This is a genomic window from Xenorhabdus kozodoii (assembly GCF_002632875.1).
GTDB lineage: Bacteria > Pseudomonadota > Gammaproteobacteria > Enterobacterales > Enterobacteriaceae > Xenorhabdus > Xenorhabdus kozodoii.
Window position 1 is genome coordinate 93,783 of sequence record NZ_NJCX01000004.1, and the last position, 20,918, is coordinate 114,700.

Here is a 20,918-nt window from a genome sequence, read left to right on the forward strand (position 1 = left end):
CGTTTATTTTGTCATTCTCGCTTCAGCATCATTAAGGGCAGCATCTACCGTCTGACGCCCACTGATCGTGTTAAGAACAGCACTACGCATTGCGTACCAGAAACTACTCATTTGGGCGATATTCGGCATAATTTCACCGTTTTGAGCATTTGCCATCGTAGCGGCAATCCGTGGATCTTTTGCCAGGATCTCCTGATAAGATTTTAAGGCCACTGCTCCAAGCGGTTTATCTTTATCTATCATGGCCAATCCTTCATTGGTCAGCAGGTAATTTTCCAAAAATTCTTTTGCTAACTCTTTATTAGGGCTGGCCGCATTAATTCCCGCAGTTAAAATGCCAACGAAGGGTTTAGAGGGTTTACCTTTAAAAGTGGGTAATAGGGTAACGCCGTAATTAATCTTACTTTTATCTATATTCGACCATGACCAAGGGCCATTAATCGTCATTGCTGTTTTGCCTTTATTAAAGGCAGCTTCAGCGATGGAATAATCGATATCTGCATTGAGATGTTTGTTTTTGACTAAATCAACCAGAAATGTCATCCCCGCCTTAGAACCCGCATTATTCACGCCGCTGTCTTTAACATTGTAAGTCCCGTTCTCTGCCTTGAAGGCATATCCACCATCAGCGGCAATCAGCGGCCAGGTAAAATACGGTTCCTGCAAATTGAACATAATTGCGCTTTTATTTTGTTTTTTCAGCTCATTATCCAAGGCAGGGATTTCTTCCCATGTTTTGGGAGGCGATTTAATCAAGTCCTTATTGTAGATAAGAGAAAGGGCTTCAACGGCGACTGGATACCCGACTAATTTTCCGTCATAACGAACGGCATCCCACGTAAAGGGGAATAACTTATCAATAAACGACTTATCAGGCGTAATCTCAGCAACTAACCCTGATTGGGCATAACCACCAAAACGATCATGTGCCCAAAAAATGATATCTGGCCCATCGCCACTGGCGGCAATTTGGGTATATTTTTCTTCCAGTTTGTCAGGGTGCTCGACAGTGACAGGAATTCCCGTTTCTTGTGCAAATTTTTCACCAACCTGTGCCAGTCCGTTATAGCCTTTATCACCATTGATCCAAATGACCAACTTTCCTTCTTCCGGCTTTGCGAAGGCCGAAGCAGACAATACACACGTTGTTAAAACGGAAAGCATTAGGGCGCTAGCCCCCACTTTTAAAATTTTCTTGGTCATCATTCCGCCTTTTTCATTTGTTAGTTCAAGACAATTATCTTTATTACACCGTGATAAAATGGCACCAGTGTGCAATCAATGTAAAAAAGACTCATCCTCCTCTGTTCTACGCCTCATACCGCATGAGTGTGAACTGGCTTACAAAAACAATTAAAATCAGAACGTTAACATCAAGGTGGTATTCTTTTTTGCGATTTAAATCACATCTTACCTGACAATTTTCTTCTTCCTTTCTTAATCACATTAAGCTCGTCCTCCTGGCTCCTCCACCATCAAAAATTCTGGGATGGAGGATTTTCGCGCCTGTTATTTTATACACAATTCAGCTATCAGTTTTTCACTCAGTTTCTCGCTACGACAAATAGGAAACGGAAACGAAATAAGAAACGGATAAAAAACTGAAGCGGCAAATCCGAGGGAGGGAACAAATGTCTAGCGTCACATTCCGCAATGTATCTAAATCATATGGTGAAATTGTCATCTCCAAAGATCTCAATCTTGATATTCAGGAAGGAGAGTTCGTCGTATTTGTCGGCCCGTCAGGGTGTGGGAAATCGACGTTGCTAAGGATGATAGCAGGGTTGGAGGACGTAACGTCTGGTGATTTGCTGATAGACGGAAAGCGGGTGAATGATGTTCCACCCGCCAAACGTAGTGTTGGCATGGTTTTTCAATCTTATGCGCTATATCCCCATCTCTCTGTTGCAGACAATATGTCTTTCGGCATGAAGCTGGTTGGTGTCAAGAAAAGCGACATCCAAAAACAAGTGCAGCAGGTTGCAGAAACCCTCCAGCTTGCCCATCTACTGAATCGCCGTCCCAAGGCACTATCCGGCGGTCAACGCCAGCGCGTCGCCATTGGTCGAACGCTCGTTGCAGAACCCAATATCTTCCTACTAGATGAGCCTCTTTCCAATCTGGATGCGGCCCTGCGTGTACAAATGAGAATTGAAATTTCACGCCTGCACAAGCGACTACAACGTACAATGGTCTATGTCACTCATGACCAAACTGAAGCCATGACGCTGGCAGATAAGATTGTTGTCCTGGAGGGCGGCAATATTGCCCAGGTAGGTAAGCCACTTGAAATTTATCACTATCCCGCCAACCGCTTTGTTGCCGGTTTCATTGGCTCACCGAAAATGAATTTCCTGCCCGTCAAAGTCTCAGCGATTGCCGTTGATCAGGTACAGATTATTTTACCTAACGGCCAGCCCGTTTGGTTGCCTGTTGAAAGCAAAGGGTTAACTGTCGGTAGTAATGTATCGTTGGGAATTCGTCCTGAACATCTTTTGCCTAATGATGTGGCCGATGTTACGTTAGAAGGGACAGTACAGATCGTGGAACAACTGGGGAACGAAACCCAGATCCACATCCGCATACCTGCCATTCATCAAAATTTGGTTTATCGCCAACCTGATATTGTTCTCGTAAAAGAAGGGGCTAATTTCACTATCGGATTAGCGCCTCACCGATGCCACCTTTTCCGTGAGGATGGCACTGCATGTCAGCGTTTACATAAAGAACCCGGAGTCTAGTATCTCTAGTCGCCGCGGCCATAAAAAATAAAAGGAGAATCATTATGCGTATATTGTCTCTCTCATTGGCTATGCTAACCAGTTTATTATCCATGCAAGCTATTGCTGTTGACTTCCACGGTTATGCCCGTTCAGGTATTGGCTGGACGGGTAGTGGCGGTGAGCAAAAATGTGCCAAAGTTACTGGGGCACCGAGTAAATACCGCCTTGGTAACGAATGTGAAACCTACGCCGAACTTAAGCTAGGGCAAGAGTTATGGAAAGAAGGTAATAAGAGTTTCTATTTTGATACCAATTTAGCTTACTCCGTCAGTCAGCAAAAAGACTGGGAAGATACCAAACCTGGTTTTCGCGAAGCCAACGTGCAAGCAACCAATATTATTGATTGGTTACCCGGCACAACACTGTGGGCGGGTAAACGTTTCTACCAGCGTCATGATGTACATATGATCGATTTCTATTACTGGGATATTTCCGGCCCTGGTGCAGGACTGGAAAATATCGATCTCGGTTTTGGCAAACTTTCCTTCGCTGTCACCCGCAATACAGAAGAAGGCGGTTCGGTTGGTTGGATCGCTAATGAACGCAAGGAAATTCCAACGTCAAATGATATTTTCGATATACGGTTAGCCAACCTACCCGTCAATGCAGGTGGCACATTAGAGTTTGGTATCGATTATGGCCGAGCTAATGCACGGAAAGGATATCAGCTTGATAAACAGGCATCCAAAGACGGCGTGATGCTGACTGCCGAACATACCCAAAGCCTGTTAAATGGCTTCAACAAATTTGTCTTACAGTACGCAGCTGACGCCATGACTAACAACAATAATGGCCGTGCCGAAGGTGCCAATGTGAATAATGACGGGCACATGCTACGCATTCTGGATCATGGTGCCATTAGTATCACCAAGAAATGGGATCTCATGTATGTCGCCATGTATCAAGACATTGACCTCAAAAATAACAATGGCAACACATGGTACACCGTAGGTGTCCGTCCAATGTATAAGTGGACACCGATAATGAGTACCTTAATGGAAGTGGGTTATGACCATGTGAAGTCGCAACGAACTAAAGCAAACAATGATCAGTTCAAGATCACGTTGGCTCAACAGTGGCAAGCCGGTGACAGCATCTGGTCACGCCCGGCTATCCGTTTATTTACGACTTACTCCAAATGGAATGAAAAATGGGGTTATGACAACGGTACTGCCTACCAAGATACTGCGGCACGTCAATTCAGTCGTGGGAACAGCGATGAATTTACATTTGGCGCCCAATTTGAGGCCTGGTGGTAATGAAAAAGAAATTACTCCCACTTTGTCTCAGTGCCCTGTTCTGCAACTTGATTCCGGCGAGTTATGCTGCACTGCCTGATACAGCCGTATCCGGTACGACAATAACTCATCGGGCAAAACCGGGCATAGAAACAACCCATGCTGCACCCACTTTGTCTTTGCCAATGTTACAGAAATTACAGTGGCAGCCCATCAATGAGCATGGCACACAGACGATTATTCTTAATAGTACGTCACAGCAGCTTAATGAGGGTCATATTCAAGGTGCGATAGCCACATTTGCTTTACCCGCCAATCAAGGCTCACTGGAAATCACCCTGAGCAGTCTGATAAAAGATAAGCAGGTATATTCACCGAATGTTTTAGTATTTGATGAACAACTCCGTCCTGCCGCCTTTTATCCAAGCCATTATTTTCAATATCAACGGCCAGGTATTATGTCTGTTGACCGGCTTGAAGGGGTATTAAAGCTGACGCCAGCATTGGGACAGCAACAAATTTATTTGCTGATTTATACCACGCGTTCTGATTTACAAACTTCAACGCAAATGGTCGATCCTGCTAAGGCTTATGCTAAAGGAATCGGTAATTCTGTACCGAATATTCCAGATCCGATAGCCCATCATACGGAAACAGGTGAATTAACATTAAAAGTGCAGTCAGAAAGCAATGCAGGCAATATATTGATTGGTCAGGTATTCTCTTCATCTGCATCTAAACCAATCACAGTCGGTGCTACACGGACAGCATCCATATCGCCGATAAAAACAGCCCCGACGGATGTCTCGCAATCGGCAACCTCAATAGTTAAACCTGTACTGAACGATACCGAACAGTATTTTAATGACGCTATCAAAAGAGCTATTAACAATGGTGATATTGATAAGGCATTGAAACTGTTAGATGAAGCAGAACGACTTGGTTCCCCAACGGCACGAGAAACTTTTATCAAAGTGATAAAAAACAAAAAATAAATTGATTTATCAAATAATTATAGAGAAATCTTTAACTCAAGAGCCTAAAGGAATAGGCTCTTTACATGATACATCTCATCACTCTTCTCAAATGAATTTTCATTGCATGTTATTACCATCATCATATTTAGTCCGAATTCGGGATAACAAATTGGCTAACAGGCAGTTCCAAGAGCAGAATCATGTAAATAGACGAAAAAGCCATTTTATTAAAAATATTTAAACTATACCCGTCGCCTTTCAAGATGCGTCTGATACCTCCCCGCGCAGCGGGGAGGTATCAACACTCAAATGGGTTTGCAAGCGGCAACTTGAAATTGGATTGGTATAAATTATTTTTCTTATGTTTTTATTATTTTTCAAAAATGTTACCAAACTCACATAATCATAAATATTGGCGCTTATTTCTATTGTTATTTTTAGTAAAACCCATAGTCTTTTATGGCTCTAAAAATACTATAGTTGTATGTATTGCAAAGGAAAAAAATGTTATGAAAATTAAAACTCTTGTTGCAGTGGCTGTTTCTGCTGTCATTCTGACAGGTTGTAAGAATATTGATCAGGGAATGCTGGTTCAATCCGGAATGCAATTATTCCAGGCGGCGACGCTAAGTGATTCTGATGCTAAGCAGTTAGCTGACCAGGCATGTCGTGATATGGATGCACAAAATAAAATTGCACCAGCATCCAGCCAATACACTAAGCGTCTGAACAAAATCGCCAAAGCATTAGGTAAGGAAGTTAACGGTACACCGGTTAACTATAAAGTTTATCTGACTAAGGATGTGAACGCATGGGCAATGGCTAACGGTTGTGTGCGTGTATACAGCGGCTTGATGAACATGATGAACGACAACGAAGTCGAAGGCGTTCTGGGTCATGAAATGGGTCACGTTGCACTGGGTCATTCTCGTAAAGCAATGCAGGTTGCTTATGCCGCAGTTGCTGCACGTAACGCAGCCGCATCAGCCGGTGGTGTAGCCGCACAATTGAGCGATTCCCAGCTTGCAGAACTGGGTGAAAAACTGCTCAACTCACAATTCTCACAGCATCAGGAAAGTCAGGCCGATGACTTCTCTTATGATCTACTGAAAAAACGCAATATCAAAACTGAAGGTCTAGTAACTAGCTTCGAGAAACTGGCTAAACTGGGCAGTGGTGAAACCAGCATGTTTGATTCACACCCGCCTTCACAGGAGCGTGCTCAACACGTTCGTGATCGTATCGCAGCAGACAAGAAATAATAAGTTCTGTACAAATTCACCATCCCCACCAGATGGGGATGGCTGCGGTTTGATGGTTAAGGCTGGAAATCACGGGGCATAACCGCTTTCGGAGTCCAGATACCACGGCTTTTAACTCAGATAATCCCTTATTTTTCTACGATATTTATAAACCCAATAAATAAAAATTAGCAACAATAAAGCACCAAAAACAAATTTAGGAATTATGAATGAAAATATAATACAAAATAAAATAATCACAGAAAGAAAAGAAATAACAACATCCTTCACTGCAATCTTAAATATCCATACAAAAAACCTGATAATGCATTTTATGGATTTATAAAAAATTTCCAGTATTAATAACAAAAAATCCATTAATTCCATCCTCAGTAAAAAATCATCACAATAAGAATGCCCTCTTATTATTTATCGAATAGATAATTTCACATCCTATACCAGTCGCCTTTCAAGATGCGTTTTATATCTCCCCGCGCAGCGGGGAGATATCAGCACTTCCATTGGTTTGCAAACGGCAAATTGAAGTTGGATTGGTATATATTCAATTGTCAATCTATCGTAAAATCAGGCTTATTCGCAATCATTTTTGCCATTTTTTCAATCGGATCTGTCCGTAATATATATAATCGTTTCAAAGAAAAAGGATTATCCCCCAACTTAACTTTTCCCTGTACCGTGGTGACAGCCAAATGAAATCCAGCTTGTTTAGCCGCTTTTATTGCCTTTGGATTATATCCACCAAAAGGATAGGAGAGATAAAATACATGAGGATTGAGTTGTGATATTACTCGTCTGGAACGTTCGAAATCATACAAAACATTGTGGTATGACCGACTCAATAGGATGGGCTGTTTATTTTTTCTCAGACGATGCAAAAAGTGGGTGTGAGATTGAAAATCAAATACATCCTGCATGGCATATAATTCAGGGAGGCTCAGGAATTGCAGGGTATTGGGGTTCCATTTCTGCGGATGACGCTTAATTCTGGATGAAATAATAAAGAGTGTCGCTTTCTGACCATTCTTTTGCAAAATCGGATAGGCATAACGATAAACGGATTTCAGCCCATCATCAAAAGTCAAACCAACCACTTTTGCCGGCAAATTAATGGAACCATTTAAGTACCCTTCCAATTCATATAATGAGATTGTGGTATAACCTGCCCGCTTCAAATAAGCCATTTGTTCACGAAAAGCAGCCTGGGATGTGGTTGTTGAGGTATGTAGAAAATGGTTTTTATCTTTAAGGATATGGTGATAAGTTAACAAAGGAATGCCATTATCCGGTTCAGCATCCCGATCACTAATGTAGCCTAATCGATCACCCAAATTAATTTCGTACCAAGTGTGATTGGAAGGATCTTTTAATTTATCTAAAACTGGATAACGAAGATTTTCCATTAAAATCGCTATTGATTGGCTGTTTGTATCAGGTGTGCTATAGACTCGAATCTCCCTGAATATCATCAGATTTTCGGCGGCTTTTTTGCGAAGAGTATTAAAAGGATCGCTGGGAAACTCAGAACTTTTAATTTCCTTTAAATTTTCTTTGGCTATATAACCTATCCCATTACCAAAATGAAACGCATAATAGTTCTTTTCTTCCCTTTCTTCCCTTTCTTCTCCAGCAATTTTAAAAGCTTGCCCTTCCTCTAATAATCCAACCTTGATAAGGTGCTCGCCTACCCAGGAATAAATTTCGCTGTCTTTAGTCACCTCCATGTAACGACAATGTGGAAAGTCATGATATTGCGCTAAAGCTGGATTGGAAAAACAGATCAAAAACGCTAACAAAGCCATTGTAAGAATATAAATAACTCGTCTCATTTTCATTTTCCATCCAATAAAAAATGCCCTCTACTATGAGAGGGCATTTTACAATTAGCTATATCTATATTTAGTATACCTAAATAATATGATTACTCACTATCACTGCTGCTACCGAAACCAGCATTCAACAATTCAGCAAGATTTGCAGAGGCTTCGTCAACACTCACTTGTGGTGCTTCAACCGCTACGTTTTCTTGACGACGACGAATGCGTTCCTGATGGTAAGCATAACCTGTACCCGCTGGGATCAGACGACCAACGATGACGTTCTCTTTCAGACCACGCAACTCATCACGTTTACCTGCAACGGCTGCCTCAGTCAGAACACGGGTTGTTTCCTGGAACGATGCCGCAGAAATGAAGGATTCTGTTGCCAGTGATGCCTTGGTGATACCCAACAGATCACGCTGGAAGATAGCGGCTACTTTGCCTTCCTGCTCCAGTTTGCGGTTCGAAACTTTAACGCGTGCGTATTCAACCTGCTCACCTTCAAGGAATTCAGAGCTACCCGCATTCGCAATAGTCGCTTTACGCAGCATCTGACGAACGATAACTTCAATGTGTTTATCGTTAATCTTAACGCCTTGCAGACGGTAAACTTCCTGTACTTCGTTGGTGATGTAACGAGCAACCGCGTGAACACCACGCAGGCGCAGAATGTCATGTGGAGATTCTGGACCGTCGGAGATCACGTCACCACGTTCAACAACCTCACCTTCGAACACGTTGAGCTGACGCCATTTAGGGATCATCTCTTCGTAGGCTTCACTACCATCCAGAGGGCTAATTACCAGACGACGTTTACCTTTGGTTTCTTTACCGAAGGAAACAATACCGCTGATTTCTGCCAAGATAGCAGGCTCTTTCGGACGACGGGCTTCGAACAGGTCAGCAACGCGTGGCAGACCACCGGTGATATCTTTAGTACCGCCAGATTCCTGAGGAATACGCGCTAATGTATCACCCGCAGAGATGGATATACCATCTTCCAACTGAACAATCGCTTTACCCGGCAGGAAGTACTGAGCAGGCATATCTGTACCTGGGATCAGAACGTCGTTACCCTGAGCATCTACGATTTTCAGTGCTGGACGCAGGTCTTTACCGCTACCCGTACGCTCTGCACTATCCAGAACGACCAGTGAAGACAGGCCAGTCAATTCATCCGTCTGACGGGTAATCGTTTGACCATCAACCATGTCGTAGAACTGGATAATACCGGAGACTTCACTCACGACTGGCATGGTATGTGGGTCCCAGTTCGCAACGGTTTCGCCGCCGGTTACTGTCTCACCATCGCCTTTCGCCAATACCGAGCCGTAAGGGACTTTATAGCTTTCTTTAGTACGACCGAAATCGTCGATCAGGCGCAATTCGGTATTACGAGAGGTAATAACCAGTTTGCCCGCTGAGTTAGTCACGAATTTCGCGTTGGTCAGTTTCAGGTGACCTTTGTTACGTACCTGGATGCTGGATTCTGCTGCCGCACGAGATGCCGCACCACCGATGTGGAACGTACGCATCGTCAACTGTGTACCTGGTTCACCGATTGACTGTGCTGCGATAACACCAATCGCTTCACCTTTGTTGATCAAATGACCACGCGCAAGGTCGCGACCGTAACAGTTCGCACAAACACCAAAGTCAGTTTCACAGCTAACTACGGAGCGTACTTTCACGCTGTCAACGGAGTTTTCTTCTAACAGATCACACCATTTTTCGTTTAGCAGAGTATTACGTGGAACCAAGATGTCCGCTGTACCGGGTTTAAGAATGTCTTCTGCCGCCACACGACCCAATACACGCTCACGCAGTGGCTCTTTAACATCCCCACCTTCGATAACCGGAGTCATCAGGATACCATCGAGAGTACCACAGTCATCTTCAGTCACGACCAAGTCTTGGGCAACGTCAACCAGACGACGGGTCAGGTAACCGGAGTTCGCCGTTTTCAATGCGGTATCCGCAAGACCTTTACGAGCACCGTGGGTTGAGATGAAGTACTGAAGTACGTTCAGACCTTCACGGAAGTTCGCGGTAATTGGGGTTTCGATGATGGAGCCATCTGGTGTTGCCATCAGACCACGCATACCCGCCAACTGACGGATCTGAGCCGCAGAACCACGTGCACCGGAGTCGGCCATCATAAAGATGTTGTTGAAGGAAACCTGCTGTTCTTCTTCACCGTTACGGTTAATCACTGTTTCAGAAGACAGGTTTTCCATCATCGCTTTCGCAACACGTTCGTTCGCCGCAGCCCAGATATCGATAACTTTGTTATAACGTTCGCCAGCCGTTACCAAACCTGACTGGAACTGTTCCTGAATTTCGGCCACTTCTGCTTCCGCTTCCGCGATAATGCCTTCTTTCTTCTCAGGAATAACCATGTCGTCGATACCTACGGATACCCCTGAACGGGCAGCGTAAGCAAAACCGGTATACATGGTCTGGTCAGCTAAGATAACGGTCGGTTTCAGGCCCAGTACGCGGTAACAGGTATTCAGCATCTTGGAGATGGCTTTTTTACCCAGCGCCTGGTTGATCAGCGAGTATGGCAGACCTCTTGGTACGATCATCCACAGGATGGCACGGCCGATAGTGGTATCCACCAGACCGGTATTAACGGTGACATTACCTTCGCCATCTCTCACTTCTTCAGTGATACGAACTTTGACACGGGCGTGCAGAGAAGCCAGGCCAGCACGGTAAACGCGCTCTGCTTCTTTAGGACCGGTCAGAACCATGCCTTCGCCTTTCGCGTTAACACAGTCACGGGTCATGTAGTAGAGACCCAATACAACGTCCTGAGAGGGAACGATGATAGGTTCACCACTCGCTGGAGACAGGATGTTGTTGGTAGACATCATCAACGCACGCGCTTCTAACTGGGCTTCCAGTGTCAACGGTACGTGAACAGCCATCTGGTCACCATCGAAGTCGGCGTTATAAGCCGCACACACCAATGGGTGCAACTGGATCGCTTTACCTTCGATCAGAACGGGTTCGAATGCCTGAATACCCAAACGGTGAAGAGTCGGTGCACGGTTCAGTAGAACAGGGTGCTCACGGATAACTTCATCCAGAATATCCCATACGATGGCTTCTTCACGCTCAACCATTTTCTTGGCGGCTTTGATAGTCGTCGCCAAACCACGCAGTTCCAGCTTGCCGTAAATGAATGGCTTAAACAGCTCCAGTGCCATCTTCTTAGGAAGACCACACTGATGCAGACGCAGGTATGGACCTACGGTAATGACAGAACGGCCTGAGTAGTCAACACGTTTACCCAGCAAGTTCTGACGGAAACGACCCTGTTTACCCTTGATCATGTCTGCCAAGGATTTCAGAGGACGCTTGTTGGAACCCGTGATCGCACGACCGCGACGGCCGTTGTCCAGCAGCGCATCAACCGCTTCCTGCAACATACGTTTTTCGTTACGTACGATAATGTCTGGTGCAGCCAGATCCAGCAGACGTTTCAGACGGTTGTTACGGTTAATAACGCGACGATACAGATCGTTCAGGTCTGAGGTTGCGAAACGACCACCATCCAATGGAACCAATGGACGCAGATCCGGTGGCAGAACTGGCAGAACGGTCAGAACCATCCATTCTGGTTTGTTACCAGATTGAATGAAGGCTTCCAGCAGTTTAATACGCTTAGTCAGCTTCTTACGTTTGGTTTCAGAATTGGTTTCGTTCAACTCTTCACGCAAGGTTTCACATTCGTTTTCCAAATCCAAATTTTTCAGCAAAGACTGGATCGCTTCTGCACCCATTTTTGCATCAAATTCATCACCGAACTCTTCCAGTGCATCCAAATACTGTTCTTCAGTCAGGATTTGGCTGCGCTCAAGGTTGGTCATGCCGCCTTCGACAACCACATAGGATTCGAAATACAGTACGCGTTCAATGTCGCGCAGAGGCATGTCCAGCAACAAACCGATGCGGGATGGCAGAGATTTCAGGAACCAGATGTGAGCGGTCGGAGATGCCAGCTCGATGTGTCCCATGCGTTCACGACGAACTTTAGTCTGGGTGACTTCAACGCCACATTTCTCACAAATCACACCACGGTGTTTCAAACGCTTGTATTTACCACACAAGCATTCGTAGTCTTTTACTGGCCCGAAAATACGCGCACAGAAAAGACCGTCACGCTCAGGCTTGAACGTACGGTAGTTAATGGTTTCTGGCTTTTTTACTTCCCCGAATGACCACGAACGGATCATATCTGGAGAGGCCAGAGCAATTTTGATAGCATCAAACTCTTCGGTCTTGGTTTGCGCTTTCAGAAACTTCAATAAGTCTTTCACGAAATGGCTCCTGTCGGAGTTAGACCTGTTAGGTGAGTGGCCCATGCCACTCACCTCTATAACCAGTATAACCACTGGGACCAATGCAACCACTGGCTGGTAAACTGCCCGACATTCTTATGCCGGGCAGTACCAGCGGGAAAACGATTTATTCGTCTTCCAGCTCGATGTTGATACCCAACGAACGGATTTCTTTCAGCAATACGTTGAAAGATTCCGGCATGCCTGGTTCCATCTGGTGGTTACCGTCCACGATGTTTTTATACATCTTGGTACGACCGTTAACATCGTCGGATTTAACGGTGAGCATTTCTTGCAGGGTGTACGCCGCACCGTATGCTTCCAATGCCCACACTTCCATCTCACCGAAGCGCTGTCCACCGAACTGTGCCTTACCACCCAGCGGTTGCTGAGTAACCAGGCTGTAAGAACCGGTAGAACGGGCGTGCATCTTGTCATCAACCAAGTGGTTCAATTTCAGCATGTACATGTAACCCACGGTTACTTGACGCTCGAATTGTTCACCAGTACGGCCATCGAACAGTGTGATCTGACCGGAAGTCGGCAAGCCACCCAATTTCAGCAGCTCTTTGATTTCGGTTTCTTTTGCACCATCAAAGACTGGGGTTGCGATTGGCATACCTTTTTTCAGGTTTTCTGCCAGACGCATCACTTCTTCGTCAGAGAAAGTCTTCAAGTCAACTTTCTGACGAGTATCGTCACCCAGATCATAAGCCTTCTGGATAAATTCACGCAGTTTGGCCACTTCTTGCTGTTGTTTCAGCATCGCATTGATCTTGTCACCAATGCCTTTTGCCGCCATACCCAAGTGAGTTTCCAGAATCTGACCGATGTTCATACGTGATGGTACGCCCAGCGGGTTCAGTACGATGTCAACCGGTGTGCCATTTTCATCGTAAGGCATGTCTTCGATCGGGTTGATCTTGGAGATAACACCTTTGTTACCGTGACGACCTGCCATCTTGTCACCCGGCTGGATTTGACGTTTCACCGCCAAATACACTTTGACAATTTTCAGCACGCCCGGCGCCAGATCGTCGCCCTGAGTGATCTTGCGGCGTTTAGCATCCAGTTTTTTCTCGAACTCGACTTTCAGTTCGTCATACTGTTCTGCCAACTGTTCTAGCTGATTTTGTTTTTCTTCATCAGCCAGTCCCAGCTCCAACCAACGTCCACGAGGAAGTTTGTTGAGTTTTTCCGCTTCAATACCGCCGGCAACCAGTACAGAGTGAATACGAGCAAACAGGCCAGATTCGAAAATTTGCAGTTCTTCAGTCAGGTCTTTCTTAGCCTCACGTAACTGCATTTCTTCGATTTCCAACGCACGCTTGTCTTTCTCTACGCCATCACGGGTAAAGACTTGTACGTCGATAACAGTACCAGAAACACCGTTTGGTACGCGAAGTGAGGAGTCTTTCACATCAGACGCCTTCTCACCGAAGATCGCACGCAACAGTTTTTCTTCTGGGGTCAGTTGAGTTTCACCTTTTGGTGTCACTTTACCAACCAGAATGTCGCCACCTTTCACTTCCGCACCGATATAAACGATACCGGATTCGTCCAGTTTAGACAGTGCAGCTTCACCCACGTTAGGGATATCAGCCGTAATTTCTTCAGGCCCCAATTTGGTGTCACGAGACACACAAGCCAGTTCTTGAATGTGGATGGTGGTAAAACGGTCTTCCTGAACAACACGCTCAGAGACGAGGATGGAGTCCTCGAAGTTGTAACCATTCCACGGCATGAACGCCACGCGCATGTTCTGACCCAGTGCCAATTCACCCAAATCGGTGGATGGACCATCAGCCAGTACGTCACCGCGTTCTACCAGTTCACCCAAAGAAACACATGGCGTCTGGTTGATACAGGTGTTTTGGTTTGAGCGGGTATATTTGGTCAAGTTATAGATATCAATGCCCGCTTCACCTGCGTACATTTCATCTTCATTAACCTTGATAACGATACGGGATGCGTCAACGTATTGAACCATACCGCCACGTTTAGCCACCGAGGTTACACCAGAGTCAACCGCTACCGCACGCTCCATACCAGTTCCGACCAGCGGCTTATCAGCACGCAGAGTTGGAACCGCCTGACGTTGCATGTTCGCACCCATCAATGCACGGTTGGCGTCATCGTGTTCAAGGAATGGGATCAAGGAAGCACCGACGGACACGATCTGTTGTGTCGAAACGTCCATGTACTGAACCTGATCACGGTTGAACAAGCTGGATTCATCGTAATGACGGCAAGTTACCAATTCTTCAACGAAGTGGCCTTCTTCATCCAATACGGTGTTTGCCTGAGCAATGACGTAGTTACCTTCTTCGATGGCTGACAGGTAGTGGATTTCATCCGTCACTACGCCATCACGAACTAAGCGGTAAGGTGTTTCAAGGAAACCATACTCATTGGTGCGCGCATAAACGGACAATGAGTTAATCAGGCCGATGTTTGGACCTTCAGGGGTTTCGATTGGACATACACGACCATAGTGAGTTGGGTGTACGTCTCGAACTTCAAAGCCCGCACGCTCACGGGTCAGACCGCCTGGGCCTAACGCAGAAATACGGCGTTTATGGGTGATTTCAGACAGTGGGTTGTTCTGATCCATGAACTGGGAGAGCTGGCTGGAACCAAAGAACTCTTTCACCGCCGCAGAAATAGGTTTGGCGTTGATCATGTCCTGTGGCATCAGGGTATCCAGATCGCCCAAAGACAAACGCTCTTTTACTGCGCGCTCTACACGAACCAGACCGACGCGGAACTGGTTTTCAGCCATTTCACCAACGGAACGGATACGACGGTTGCCCAAGTGGTCGATATCGTCAACTTCACCTTTACCGTTACGGATATCAATGAGCTTTTTCATCACATCAATGATGTCTTCTTTGCTCAGGATACCGGAACCTTCAACCTCATCACGATCCAGTGAACGGTTGAACTTCATGCGACCAACCGCAGACAGATCATAACGATCTTCGGAGAAGAACAGGTTCTCAAACAGATTTTCTGCGGCTTCACGTGTTGGTGGTTCACCTGGACGCATCATACGATAAATTTCAACCAGTGCGCTCAGGCGATCATTGGTTGGGTCAATACGCAGCGTTTCGGAAATATAAGCACCGTGATCCAGATCGTTGGTAAACAGGGTCTCGATAGATTTGTGACCGGACTGACTCAGACGTGCCAGCAGATCCAAAGAGAGTTCCATGTTAGCAGCACAGATGATTTCACCTGTGTTCTGGTCAATGTAATCTTTTGCTACAACTTTACCCGCGATATATTCAACAGGCACCTCAATACGGTCTACCTGCTCTTTTTCTAACTGGCGGATATGGCGAGCGGTGATACGACGGCCTTTTTCAACATAGATCTTGCCGTTTGCTTCGATATCAAATGAAGCAGTCTCACCACGCAGACGTTCTGGAACCAGAGTCATCTGCAATTTAGTATCGCGGATTTCGAAAACGGTTTTTTTGAAGAACAGATTCAGGATTTCTTCAGAGGAATAATTCATTGCGCGCAGAATAATCGAAGCCGGCAATTTACGGCGGCGGTCGATACGCACAAACAAATTATCTTTTGGATCAAATTCAAAATCTAACCATGAACCACGGTAAGGGATGATACGTGCATTATACAGTACCTTACCGGATGAATGGGTTTTACCCTTATCGCTATCAAAGAAAACGCCTGGGCTACGATGCAACTGAGATACAATAACACGCTCAGTACCGTTGATAACGAAAGTTCCGTTATCAGTCATGAGTGGAATTTCACCCATGTAGACTTCTTGTTCTTTGATGTCCTTAACTGTGCCTTCTGGTGCTTCACGCTCATAGATCACCAGACGCAGCTTAACTCGCAAAGGTGCGGAGAAAGTGACGCCACGGATCTGACACTCTTTGACATCAAAGACAGGTTCACCAAGACGGTAGCTTACATATTGCAGCTCTGAATTACCGCTGTAGCTCTGAATTGGAAACACTGAACGGAAGGCCGCTTCCAGACCATTTTGGCCTTCAGGATCTTGCTCGATAAACTTCTGGAACGAGTCAAGTTGGATAGAAAGAAGGTATGGAACATCCAAAACTTGTGGACGTTTACCAAAATCCTTACGAATACGTTTTTTCTCGGTATAGGAGTAAACCATAGGGTTCCTCAGCTCGCTGATAAGTGACCCACTCTGTCCGCCCTTAAGGACAGCACTCTGCAACACTATTTTTTCGAACAGAAAATAGAATATTTTCCGTAATACTCATTGCTATTACTCTTAAATCATTTCATTGCGTTACCTTACTACCGAGCTACCCGAGTGGATCGTAGCTGAGAACGCAGTATATTAAGTCGTCAATAGGAAAAAGTATTCTGGGTTCATTAGCAGCCAAACAGTGTGAAACGCTACTAATTCCCTACAGCGCAAAAAGGCTGGCGATCAAAAAATCGCCAGCCGCCAGCCTTAGAAAATCAGGCTGCGAACTTCAAACAGATCTTACTTGATCTCAACAGAAGCACCTGCTTCTTCCAGAGATTTTTTCAGAGCTTCAGCGTCGTCTTTGCTGATGGCTTCTTTCAGAGCTGCTGGTGCGCTTTCAACCAGATCTTTAGCTTCTTTCAGACCCAGGCCAGTTGCGCCACGTACTGCTTTGATTACAGCAACTTTGTTAGCGCCAACGCCAGTCAGGATAACGTCGAATTCAGTTTTTTCTTCAACTGCTTCAGCAGCACCACCAACTACAGCTACAGCTGCAGCAGCAGAAACGCCGAATTTTTCTTCCATCATGCTGATCAGTTCAACAACGTCCATTACAGACATTTCTGCAACTGCGTCCAGAATTTGTTCTTTAGTGATAGACATAACAAGTGTTCCTAAAATTCAGAAAAAGTTTATACGTTAAAAAGCAACGAAGGAAATAGGCAATTAAGCTGCTTCTTTCTGATCGCGTAGCGCAGCCAGAGTGCGAACCAGTTTGCCTGCAGAGGCTTCTTTCATGGTTGACATCAGGCGTGCGATTGCTTCTTCGTAAGTTGGGAGTGTTGCCAGGCGATCGATATTTGATCCTGGAATGAACTCACCTTCAAAGGCTGCCGCTTTAATCTCGAATGCTGGGTTCGCTTTCGCGAATTCTTTGAACAGACGAGCTGCTGCGCCCGGATGTTCAGAAGAGAAAGCAATCAAGGTTGGACCCACAAACGCTTCTTTCAGGCACTCATATTCAGTACCTTCAACAGCACGACGCAGCAGGGTATTACGTACAACACGTACGCTAACACCAGCTTCACGACATGCTTTACGCAGTTCGGTCATTTTACCTACGGTAACGCCACGAGAATCCGCAACAACCGCAGACAGCGCGCCTTTGGCTACTTCGCTGACTTCAGCAACAATCGCTTGTTTGTCTTGAAGATTTAGTGCCATTAGCTTCTTGCTCCTGGATTAACCGGGGAAATCCCCGGAACTCACTTCACTCAAAGCACCGAATGTGCCTGAGCGCTAAAACACGGTGAGCAGAATCCAGAAAATAAATTTCATTTGGCTCTGTCACCGTCTACGCAGGATATTAAGTAAGTAATCACTTATCTTACGCCTGCGGTCTTGGACGGGGCTTGGTTAAGGCCAAGCTCCAACCGAAAACTTGTTATTTGCCGATACCGCCTTCTTTTTCGAAGGTTGTGTGTTAAAACACACCATCAGACAAATTTGAAGCGTCAGATTTTAGACAAATCTGACGCTAAGGTAAAGCGTTATTCTCAGCTTAAATTATTAAGCTGATGCGTTCAGACTAGACTGGTCGATCGCAACACCTGCACCCATGGTAGTAGACAGGCTAACTTTCTTGATGTAAACGCCTTTAGCAACAGATGGTTTCGCTTTTTTCAGCGCAACCAGCAGAGCTTCCAGGTTTTCTTTCAGTTTGTCAGAGCCGAAGTCAACTTTACCGATAGTGGTGTGGATGATACCGTTCTTGTCGTTACGGTAACGAACCTGGCCTGCTTTAGCGTTCTGTACCGCTTCAGCAACGTTAGGAGTTACAGTACCCACTTTCGGGTTTGGCATCAGACCACGTGGGCCCAGGATTTGGCCCAATTGGCCAACAACGCGCATTGCATCTGGAGATGCGATAACCACGTCGAAGTTCATCTCGCCTTTCTTAACCAGTTCAGCCAGATCTTCCATACCTACCAGTTCAGCACCAGCAGCTTTAGCCGCTTCAGCGTTTGCACCCTGAGTAAATACAGCAACGCGTACTGAACGACCAGTACCGTGTGGCAGTACAGTTGCACCGCGAACGTTTTGGTCAGATTTACGAGCATCAATGCCAAGATTAACAGCTACGTCAACGCTTTCTACGAATTTAGCAGTAGCCAGTTCTTTCAGCAAAGTAACAGCTTCATTGATGTCATATTGTTTAGTTGCATCAATTTTTTCACGGATAGTGCGCATGCGCTTGGTCAGTTTAGCCATTGATTAATCCTCCACTACCAGGCCCATGGAACGAGCAGTACCTTCGATTGAACGCATCATCGCGTCAACATCAGCACCAGTCATGTCCGCAGCTTTAGTCTCAGCAATTTCACGAACCTGAGCGCTGGTGACTTTACCAACTTTATCTTTGTTCGGTTTGCCAGAACCCGATTTGATGCCCGCTGCTTTTTTCAGCAGAACAGCCGCTGGTGGGGTCTTAGTAACGAAAGTGAAAGAACGGTCTGCGTAAACAGTAATAACAACTGGGATTGGCAAGCCTTTCTCAATGCTTTCAGTTTTAGCATTGAACGCTTTACAGAATTCCATGATGTTAACACCCTGCTGACCCAGCGCTGGACCAACTGGTGGGCTTGGGTTAGCCATACCCGCTGCAACTTGCAGCTTAACGTAGGCTTGTACTTTCTTAGCCATTTATTTTTCCTCTATGTGGGTTTTATCGCCTCAAAATGAGGCTCCCCTGACGACTTGAACCTCGTCTAAAAGACCAGGCCACTAAAACTATTACCTAACTATTCATCAATCTAAGTAGCATCTAAAAATGATACCCAGATAAAAAACAAAAGGCGCGAAATTGTATGCTAATCTCACACCCTTTGCAAGCAAATCCGCTTACTTAATCACCAGATTAGGCTTTCTCTACCTGGCTGAAATCCAATTCAACTGGCGTAGCACGACCAAAGATAGAAACCGATACTTTCAAGCGGCTCTTCTCGTAATCGACTTCTTCTACCACACCATTGAAGTCTGCAAACGGACCATCGCTGACACGAACCATTTCTCCTGGTTCGAACAGCGTTTTTGGCCGTGGTTTATCACCAACCTGTTGAAGACGATTCATGATCGCATCAACTTCTTTATCGCTGATTGGTGCAGGGCGGTCAGAAGTACCACCGATAAAACCCATTACGCGAGGTACATTACGAACCAAATGCCAAGTTGCATCGTTCATCACCATCTGTACCAAGACATAACCAGGGAAGAATTTACGCTCGCTCTTACGGCGCTGACCACTGCGGATCTCAACAACCTCTTCCGTCGGCACCATCACTTCGCCGAAAGAATCTTCCATCTCTTGCAATTTGATATGTTCACGCAGAGATTGAGCGACGCGACCTTCAAACCCAGAAAACGCCTGGATGACATACCAACGCTTTTTTGGGGATTCAGACATTTTTAAAACCTCAGGCCTGTAATAAATGAAACTAAACGCACCAGAATACCATCAAGCCCCCACAAGATAAGAGACATGACAGCCGTCACAGCAGCAACAATCAAAGTCGTATGCAGAGCTTCCTGGCGAGTTGGCCAAATGACTTTACGCATTTCAACGCGGGCTTCACGGGCAAATGCTAATGCAGATTTACCTTTTACAGTCCACAATGCAACTGCTCCTGCAAGGGCAACAATAGCAACCACGGCTATCGCGCGCAGAGGCAGGTTATACTCTCGGTAATAGTAATTACCCACAATAGCAACCACCAGCAGCAATGCCACCAATAGCCATTTTGCTATATCAAGACCACGCCCGCTTTCTTGAGCATCGCTATTCGCACTCATAAACCAACCTGTAACTATATGTAAGTAACTATGATGTAAATAGATAGCCAGCTTGCCTCGCAAGAGCAAAACAAATCAGACCGAACCCAAAGATAATTGTAATTGTATCTGACTCGGTACCATAATTCAGTAGGACTTTTATATATCAATGATACCTAAGCCCATCCGTTGTATCAGAGCCTATCTCACCAATAATTAAGAATAGCAATCAAATAGCAAATTATCTGCCATTAAATATCCAATTATGAACAACTATTGATGAGATAGGTTCTTCTTAAGACAACGTATAAAAAGGGCATCTAACGATGCCCTTCCAAAATGAACGCATTAAAAAAATTATGCGATCACTTTAGCAACAACACCAGCGCCTACAGTACGGCCGCCTTCACGGATTGCGAAACGCAGACCTTCGTCCATCGCGATTGGGGCAATCAGGTTAACGATC

Annotated in this window: 15 protein-coding genes; 4 read left to right on the forward strand and 11 right to left on the reverse strand. The window is 45.5% G+C overall.

Annotation, left to right across the window (positions count from 1 at the left end; translation table 11 throughout):
• Positions 1-3: 3 nt before the first annotated feature.
• Positions 4-1,203, reverse strand: a complete 1,200-nt coding sequence (gene malE, locus Xkoz_RS03745; RefSeq protein ID WP_099140829.1) for a maltose/maltodextrin ABC transporter substrate-binding protein MalE — start codon at positions 1,201-1,203, stop codon at positions 4-6.
• 428 nt (positions 1,204-1,631) lie between these two features.
• Here malE and malK point away from each other — a divergent pair, with 428 nt between their 5' ends.
• The 4 genes from malK (at position 1,632) to loiP (ending at position 6,260) form a co-directional block, all read left to right on the forward strand.
• Complete coding sequence (gene malK / locus Xkoz_RS03750; RefSeq protein WP_099140830.1) at positions 1,632-2,741, forward strand: maltose/maltodextrin ABC transporter ATP-binding protein MalK; 1,110 nt, start codon at positions 1,632-1,634, stop codon at positions 2,739-2,741.
• Positions 2,742-2,785: 44 nt separating this feature from the next.
• Complete coding sequence (locus Xkoz_RS03755) at positions 2,786-4,042, forward strand: maltoporin (protein WP_099140831.1); 1,257 nt, start codon at positions 2,786-2,788, stop codon at positions 4,040-4,042.
• A complete protein-coding gene (malM, locus tag Xkoz_RS03760; protein ID WP_099140832.1) occupies positions 4,042-5,016 on the forward strand; it encodes a maltose operon protein MalM in 975 nt (324 codons plus the stop codon). Before Xkoz_RS03755 ends, malM begins: the two co-directional genes overlap by 1 nt.
• Before the next feature lie 491 nt (positions 5,017-5,507).
• The gene (gene loiP, locus Xkoz_RS03765; protein WP_099140833.1) at positions 5,508-6,260 is read left to right on the forward strand and encodes a metalloprotease LoiP; all 753 of its coding nucleotides are present in this window, start codon (positions 5,508-5,510) and stop codon (positions 6,258-6,260) included.
• A 548-nt stretch (positions 6,261-6,808) separates the two neighbouring features.
• On the opposite strand, the gene Xkoz_RS03775 is transcribed toward loiP, so the two are convergent.
• From Xkoz_RS03775 to Xkoz_RS03820, 10 genes are all read right to left on the reverse strand, one after another.
• The gene (locus tag Xkoz_RS03775; RefSeq protein ID WP_099140835.1) at positions 6,809-8,086 is read right to left on the reverse strand and encodes a polysaccharide deacetylase family protein; all 1,278 of its coding nucleotides are present in this window, start codon (positions 8,084-8,086) and stop codon (positions 6,809-6,811) included.
• A gap of 92 nt (positions 8,087-8,178) precedes the next feature.
• Entirely contained in the window at positions 8,179-12,405 is a 4,227-nt protein-coding gene (gene rpoC, locus Xkoz_RS03780; RefSeq protein WP_099140836.1) for a DNA-directed RNA polymerase subunit beta', read from the reverse strand.
• Between the two features lie 148 nt (positions 12,406-12,553).
• Entirely contained in the window at positions 12,554-16,582 is a 4,029-nt protein-coding gene (rpoB, locus tag Xkoz_RS03785; RefSeq protein ID WP_099140837.1) for a DNA-directed RNA polymerase subunit beta, read from the reverse strand.
• A gap of 339 nt (positions 16,583-16,921) precedes the next feature.
• Entirely contained in the window at positions 16,922-17,287 is a 366-nt protein-coding gene (gene rplL / locus Xkoz_RS03790; protein ID WP_045959641.1) for a 50S ribosomal protein L7/L12, read from the reverse strand.
• A 63-nt stretch (positions 17,288-17,350) separates the two neighbouring features.
• Complete coding sequence (rplJ, locus tag Xkoz_RS03795; protein ID WP_099140838.1) at positions 17,351-17,848, reverse strand: 50S ribosomal protein L10; 498 nt, start codon at positions 17,846-17,848, stop codon at positions 17,351-17,353.
• Between the two features lie 345 nt (positions 17,849-18,193).
• Positions 18,194-18,895 (reverse strand): 50S ribosomal protein L1, encoded by a 702-nt coding sequence (gene rplA, locus Xkoz_RS03800; RefSeq protein WP_099140839.1) that lies wholly within the window; start codon positions 18,893-18,895, stop codon positions 18,194-18,196.
• Positions 18,896-18,898: 3 nt separating this feature from the next.
• Positions 18,899-19,327 (reverse strand): 50S ribosomal protein L11, encoded by a 429-nt coding sequence (gene rplK / locus Xkoz_RS03805; protein WP_092519797.1) that lies wholly within the window; start codon positions 19,325-19,327, stop codon positions 18,899-18,901.
• Between the two features lie 214 nt (positions 19,328-19,541).
• Positions 19,542-20,087 (reverse strand): transcription termination/antitermination protein NusG, encoded by a 546-nt coding sequence (gene nusG / locus Xkoz_RS03810; RefSeq protein ID WP_045972997.1) that lies wholly within the window; start codon positions 20,085-20,087, stop codon positions 19,542-19,544.
• Between the two features lie 2 nt (positions 20,088-20,089).
• Positions 20,090-20,473 (reverse strand): preprotein translocase subunit SecE, encoded by a 384-nt coding sequence (secE, locus tag Xkoz_RS03815; protein ID WP_099140840.1) that lies wholly within the window; start codon positions 20,471-20,473, stop codon positions 20,090-20,092.
• Positions 20,474-20,809: 336 nt separating this feature from the next.
• On the reverse strand, positions 20,810-20,918 hold a 109-nt coding region (locus Xkoz_RS03820; protein WP_479688402.1), incomplete at its 5' end, for an EF-Tu C-terminal domain-related protein.

Coding starts and splice junctions, on each gene's coding strand:
- malE (WP_099140829.1), bottom strand. CDS start 1,203: ATGACCAAGAAAATTTTAAAAGTGGGGGCTAGCGCCCTAATGCTTTCC.
- malK (WP_099140830.1), top strand. CDS start 1,632: ATGTCTAGCGTCACATTCCGCAATGTATCTAAATCATATGGTGAAATT.
- Xkoz_RS03755 (WP_099140831.1), top strand. CDS start 2,786: ATGCGTATATTGTCTCTCTCATTGGCTATGCTAACCAGTTTATTATCC.
- malM (WP_099140832.1), top strand. CDS start 4,042: ATGAAAAAGAAATTACTCCCACTTTGTCTCAGTGCCCTGTTCTGCAAC.
- loiP (WP_099140833.1), top strand. CDS start 5,508: ATGAAAATTAAAACTCTTGTTGCAGTGGCTGTTTCTGCTGTCATTCTG.
- Xkoz_RS03775 (WP_099140835.1), bottom strand. CDS start 8,086: ATGAGACGAGTTATTTATATTCTTACAATGGCTTTGTTAGCGTTTTTG.
- rpoB (WP_099140837.1), bottom strand. CDS start 16,582: ATGGTTTACTCCTATACCGAGAAAAAACGTATTCGTAAGGATTTTGGT.
- rplL (WP_045959641.1), bottom strand. CDS start 17,287: ATGTCTATCACTAAAGAACAAATTCTGGACGCAGTTGCAGAAATGTCT.
- rplJ (WP_099140838.1), bottom strand. CDS start 17,848: ATGGCACTAAATCTTCAAGACAAACAAGCGATTGTTGCTGAAGTCAGC.
- rplA (WP_099140839.1), bottom strand. CDS start 18,895: ATGGCTAAACTGACCAAGCGCATGCGCACTATCCGTGAAAAAATTGAT.
- rplK (WP_092519797.1), bottom strand. CDS start 19,327: ATGGCTAAGAAAGTACAAGCCTACGTTAAGCTGCAAGTTGCAGCGGGT.
- nusG (WP_045972997.1), bottom strand. CDS start 20,087: ATGTCTGAATCCCCAAAAAAGCGTTGGTATGTCATCCAGGCGTTTTCT.
- secE (WP_099140840.1), bottom strand. CDS start 20,473: ATGAGTGCGAATAGCGATGCTCAAGAAAGCGGGCGTGGTCTTGATATA.